Annotated in this window: 5 protein-coding genes and 1 pseudogene; 3 read left to right on the top strand and 3 right to left on the bottom strand. The window is 74.8% G+C overall.

The window, feature by feature from the left end; all coding sequences use genetic code 11:
• Positions 1 to 243 (top strand): hypothetical protein (locus tag ACXJKL_RS13610; RefSeq protein WP_457207578.1); only part of this gene is annotated, 243 nt, incomplete at its 5' end.
• Here ACXJKL_RS13610 and menD read toward each other — a convergent pair.
• From menD to ACXJKL_RS13595, 3 genes are read right to left on the bottom strand one after another with little or no spacing between them, the layout of a single operon-like run.
• Positions 215 to 1,801 (bottom strand): 2-succinyl-5-enolpyruvyl-6-hydroxy-3-cyclohexene-1-carboxylic-acid synthase, encoded by a 1,587-nt coding sequence (menD, locus tag ACXJKL_RS13605; protein ID WP_457207577.1) that lies wholly within the window; start codon positions 1,799 to 1,801, stop codon positions 215 to 217. The genes ACXJKL_RS13610 and menD overlap by 29 nt on opposite strands.
• Positions 1,798 to 2,739: an o-succinylbenzoate synthase gene (locus ACXJKL_RS13600; protein WP_457207579.1), complete on the bottom strand. Its 942-nt coding sequence runs from the start codon at positions 2,737 to 2,739 to the stop codon at positions 1,798 to 1,800. The genes menD and ACXJKL_RS13600 overlap by 4 nt, the downstream gene beginning before the upstream one ends.
• Complete coding sequence (locus ACXJKL_RS13595; protein ID WP_457207576.1) at positions 2,739 to 3,779, bottom strand: AMP-binding protein; 1,041 nt, start codon at positions 3,777 to 3,779, stop codon at positions 2,739 to 2,741. Before ACXJKL_RS13595 ends, ACXJKL_RS13600 begins: the two co-directional genes overlap by 1 nt.
• 37 nt (positions 3,780 to 3,816) lie before the next feature.
• On the opposite strand from ACXJKL_RS13595, the gene ACXJKL_RS13590 reads away from it, so the two are divergent.
• Together ACXJKL_RS13590 and ACXJKL_RS13585 are read left to right on the top strand one after the other, a co-directional pair.
• Positions 3,817 to 5,136, top strand: coding sequence for an MFS transporter (locus ACXJKL_RS13590; RefSeq protein WP_457207575.1), 1,320 nt, complete (start codon positions 3,817 to 3,819; stop codon positions 5,134 to 5,136).
• Positions 5,133 to 5,350, top strand: a pseudogene (locus ACXJKL_RS13585) (MFS transporter); the annotation flags it as partial. The gene ACXJKL_RS13590 and the pseudogene ACXJKL_RS13585, both read left to right, overlap by 4 nt.

Raw genomic sequence — 5,350 nt, 5'->3', positions numbered from 1 at the left:
GTCCGGGTGGTCCCGGTCGCCGACGGCCACCTCGCGGTGGTGGCGCTGCGGGTCGTCACCCGGCTCCGCGGACGCCCGGACCTGGCGGTGCGGTGGAACCCGCCGTACGGCCGGCTGCGTGCGGGGCGGGGTGGCGTGCTCGTCGTCGACGAGCTCGCCGTGGGGCTCGTGCACCTGCCCGAGCGGGGCCGGCCCACGCTGGTCGGCACGACGTTCAGCGAGGTTCCGGCCGGAGCGCGCTGATCCTGGCGTCGAGGTCGCGCCGGTCGTCGCGGCGGACGACGGCCTCGACCACCTCGATGCCCCCGTTGGGCGAGGCCAGCGCCTGCTCGAGCTCGGGCAGGCTGGTGATCCGCAGGTGCGGGGTGCGGGACGCGGCGCACAGGCTGGCCAGGTCGACGTCGTGCGGGGTGCCGAACAGCGTCTCGAACGCCTCGGCGTACGCGTCGGCCCCCTGCTCCAGCATGCTGAAGATGGAGCCGCCGTTGTCGTTGACGACCACGATCGTGAGGTCGGGACGCTCCTCGCGCGGGCCGAGCACCAGCCCGGTGGCGTCGTGCAGGAAGGTCACGTCCCCCATCAGCGCCAGCGCACGGGTGCTCCGCGGTCGGCCCAGGGCGGCACCGATGGCCGTCGAGACGGTGCCGTCGATGCCGGCGAGGCCGCGGTTGGCGATGACCTTGCGCCGGTCGCCCACGGCGTACCGGGCGACCATCAGGTCCAGGTCGCGGATGGGGCTCGAGGCGCCCACGTGCAGCAGCCCGCCGGCGGGCAGCGCCCGGCTGACCGCTCCCGCCACCTCGTACGGCGTGAGGTCGGGCTCGGCGGCCAGCAGCCGGTCGAGCTGGCGCCCCACCGACCGGTCGGCCGCACGCCACTCCTCCAGCCAGGACGGATCTCCGGGCGCGGCCGCGAACCGGTCGGCCTCCAGGCGGACCGGGAACGGACGGGCCGACCAGAGGCCGCGCGAGCGGAGCGACACGACGTCCACGTCCTCACGACCGAGCAGCCGGGTCACCGGACGCGACAGCGTGGGGTGGCCGGCGACCACGACCCGCTCGATGCGCTCGCCGAGATCGCTGCCCAGCAGCAGGCGGTAGGTCCGGATGGCGTGGTCACCGGTGCGCGAGCCGCTCGTCGGCTCGGCCAGCAGGGGCCAGCCCGCGTCCTGGGCCAGCACCCGGGCCGGCGGGCCGGCGTCGTCGCCGGCGACCACGACGGTGCGGGGCCCGACCGGGAGCTCGACGGCGTCGGTGTGCTCGTCGCGCCACGACACCTCCCACGAGTCCGCGGCCGCATCGGCCCACCCGCCCTCCGGGAGCAGCGGCTCGTCCAGGTGGACGTTGAGGTGCACCGGCCCTCCGGGACGACCGATCTCCACCGCCCCTCGGCCGGCCTCGACGACCGTGGTGGCGGCGAAGGCGCCGAAGACCCCGACCTGGTCGGTCGTCTGGTTGGCGCTGGTGCCCCGCATCCGCGCCGGCCGGTCGGCGGTCACGACGACGAGGTCGATGCCGGCGTGCGCGGCCTCCATCACGGCGGGCAGCAGGTTGGCGACCGCCGTGCCGCTCGTGCACACGACCRCGGCGCGGGACCCGACCTTGCTGAGCCCCACGGCCAGGAAGCCGGCGGTCCGCTCGTCGATGCGGGTGTGCAGGCGCAGCAGGCCGGCGCGGGCGGCGTCGTGGACGGCGAACGAGAGCGGCGCGTTGCGCGACCCCGGGCACAGCACGACCTCCCGCACCCCGGCCGCCATCAGCGCGGAGACGACGTCACGGGCCAGGGCGGTCGAGGGGTTCACGAGGACCGATCCTGCCGCACCGTCGCCATCCGCCGCTCCCACCAGGCGACCCGGTCGGGGTCGGCGGCCAGCCGGTCCAGCGCGGCGGGGTCCACGACCGGGGCGCGGACGGGCAGCATCCCGGCGACCGGGAGCAGGGGCTCGCTCACCACGTCGGCGGTGAGCAGCTGCACCGTGGCCAGCCCGCAGGCGTGCGGCAGGTCCGGGAGGGCCGCGGCCAGCGCGACGCCGGCCGCGATGCCGACGCTCGACTCGACCGCGCTGGAGACCACGACGGGCAGGCCGATGTCCTCGGCGATGCGCAGGCAGGCGCGCACGCCGCCCAGCGGCTGGACCTTGAGCACCGCGATGTCGGCGGCCTCCAGGTCCCGCACCCGGTAGGGGTCCTCGGCCCGGCGGATCGACTCGTCGGCGGCGATGGCCACGTCGACCGCTCGGCGTACGGCGGCCAGCTCCTCGACGCTCGCGCAGGGCTGCTCGACGTACTCCAGGCCACCCGCGGCCCGCTCCAGCAGCCGGATGGCGCCCACGGCCCCGTCGACGTCCCAGCCGCCGTTGGCATCGACGCGGATGATCCCGGCAGGACCGAGCGCGTCGCGCACCGCCTCCAGCCGCGCCTCGTCGTCAGCGAGGGTCTGTCCGACCTCCGCGACCTTGACCTTCGCGGTGGTGCACCCGCCGGCGACCACGATCCGGTGGGCCTGCTCGGGACTGCAGGCGGGCACCGTGACGTTGACGGGCACGGAGTCACGGACCGCGGCGGGCCAGTCACCGGCCGCGGCCTCCTCGGCGGCACGCAGCCACGGCCGCGCCGTCGGGGCGTCGTACTCCGTGAACGGGCTCCACTCCCCCCATCCGGCCGGCCCCTCGAGCAGCACGCCCTCGCGGACGGTGATCCCCCGGAAGCGCGTCCGCAGCGGGATGCTGAAGACCCGGATCACGAGCCCTCCCCCGCCCGGGCGACGAGCGCCTGCCGGTCGACCTTGCCGTTGCCGAGCAGCGGCAGCGCGTCGAGCGCGACCACCTCCCGCGGGGCCCACGAGCGCGGGTGCGCCTCCCCGACCCAGTCGCGGACCTCCTCGAGCACCACGCCACCGACCACGAAGGCCACCACGCGCTGCCCCCACTCCGGATCCTCGACGCCCAGCACCTCGACGGCCTCGACCCCCGGGTGCTCGCGCAGGCGCCGCGCGACGGCGGGCAGGGGCACGTTGACCCCGCCGCTGACGACGACGTCGTCGAGGCGGCCCAGCACCTGCAGGCGGCCGTCCTCGTCGAGTCGCCCCGCGTCGGCGGTGAGGTACCACCCGTCGACGAGGGTGCTGGCGGTCAGCCCGGGGTCGTCCACGTAGCCCTCGAACAGCGTCGGGCCCCCGATCCGGATCCGGCCGTCGGTGCCGACGGCGACCGCGACCCCGTCGAGCGGGTGCCCGTCGTAGACGCAGCCACCGGCGGTCTCGCTGGCGCCGTACGTCGCGACGAGGTGCAGGCCGGCGTCCTCGGCCCGTCGGCGCAGGGCCGGGTCGATCGGGCCGCCGCCGAGCAGGATCGTGTGCAGGCCGGCCAGCGCCGCCACCTCGCGCTCGTCCTCGAGCAGCCGGTGCAGCTGGGTGGGGACGAGCGAGGTGAAGACGGGCACGTCGCGGTGGTGCGGCAGCCCGGCCAGGGCGTCCGCGAAGGACCCGTCCACGAGGACGGGCTCGTGACCGGCGACCAGGGACCGGCAGATGACCTGCACGCCGGCGACGTACGCCGCCGGCAGCGCCAGCAGCCACTGCCCGGTGGCGCCCAGGCGGTGGGCGGAGGCGTCCACGGAGGCGCGGATGGCGGCGCGGGACAGCTCCACCCGCTTGGGGGTGCCCGTCGAGCCGGAGGTCTCCACCACCAGCGGGGTCGGCTCGGCCATCACGGCCAGCCAGTCGCGCAGCGCGGCGACCACCTCTGCGGCCTCTCCCCGGACCGGGCGCAACAAATTCACGAGACGCACGCTAGTCCCGGTAGCAGAATGGGCGGCAATGACCACCCAGCCACCAGATCGTCCGGAGTCCTCGGGGCACTCCGGACCGATGGCACCGCCGACTCCCCCGGTCGACCCTGACCCCTCCTGGTGGCGGCGACAGCTTCCCCCCTCGCCGCTCGCCCGCCGCCTGAGCGTCCAGTCGATCCTGTTCGCCGTCGGCGAGGGCACCTTCATCACCGGGAGCGCCGTCTTCTTCACCCAGATCGTGGGGCTCACCGCCGCCCAGGTCGGCGTCGGCCTCACCGTGGCGGGGCTGGTGTCGTTCTTCCTCGCGGTCCCGGCCGGCAAGCTCGCCGACCGGGTCGGCACCAAGCGCATCTGGGCGATCAGCGCGGGCCTGACCTCGGCGCTCTACCTCGTGTGGCCCTTCATCGACGGCTTCGCGCAGTACATCGCGATGATGATCGTGCTGGAGGCCGTCAGCGTGGCCGGCTGGAACGGTCGGGGGGCCTACACCCTCGACATCTTCAGCAGGGAGGAGCGGGTCGAGTCGCAGGCCTTCATGCGGGCCGCGCTCAACATCGGCTTCACCCTCGGCGCCCTCATCGGCGGTGCCGCGCTGGCGACCAACAGCGACGCCGTGGTGCGCGCCGTCCCGGTGCTGACCGCCGCCCTGCTGGCGCTCAACACGTTCTGGATCACCCGGCTGCCCGAGCCGCCCGCGAAGGAGCCCGCTCACCACGACGGCGAGCAGCTGATCAAGCCCGCGGCGCTGAAGAACCGGCCCTTCCTGGGCCTGATGACCGCCGACGGGGTGCTCGGCACCAACCAGGTGCTGCTCAACATCGTCATCCCGTTGTGGCTGGTCGAGGAGACCGACGCCCCGCGCGTGCTGCTGGCGTGGCTCTTCGCCACCAACACCGTGATGGCCGTGCTGCTGCAGGTCGCCGCCGCGCGGGGCGTCGACTCGGTCGCCCGCTCGCTGCGGGCGTCGTACATCTCGGCGGGCTTCTTCGTGCTCTCCTGCGCGATCGTGGCGGTCACCCACGACACCCTCGGCTGGGCCACCATCCTGCTGGTGTGGGTCGGGCACGTCACCGTCACCGGCGCCGAGCTGTACCAGTCGGCCGGGCACTGGGGCTTCATGTCGGAGCTCACCGACCCCGACCAGCGCGCCGAGTACCAGGGAGCGGCGCACATCGGTCACACTGCCGGGTCGGTGTGGGCGCCGGCCCTCTTCACCTGGCTGGCGATGGAGCAGGGCACCGCGGGCTGGCTGGCGATCGCCGCGATCGTGATGGTCGCGACCGCCACCATGCGTACGACGTCCCGCTCGGCCGAGCGGTACCTGGAGAGGACCACAGCAACCCGATGAACATCCTGACCGCGGTCAAGCACCAGGCGACGCCCCCGTCGCCGCTGGCCGGTCGACTGGCGACCCAGTCGCTGCTCTTCGCGCTCGGCGAGGGCACGTTCATGGCCGGGTCGGCCGTCTTCTTCACCCAGATCGTCGGCCTGACGGCCGCCCAGGTCGGCCTCGGCCTCACCATCGCCGGGGTCGCCGGCTTCATCGCGGCCTACCCGATGGG

The sequence above is a fragment of the Nocardioides sp. P5_C9_2 genome, assembly GCF_054049555.1.
This window is presented reverse-complemented; position numbering and strand designations above follow the sequence as displayed.

Bases quoted from the DNA above. Each gene is read 5' to 3' on its own strand.
- ACXJKL_RS13590 (WP_457207575.1), top strand. From the start codon at position 3,817: ATGACCACCCAGCCACCAGATCGTCCGGAGTCCTCGGGGCACTCCGGA.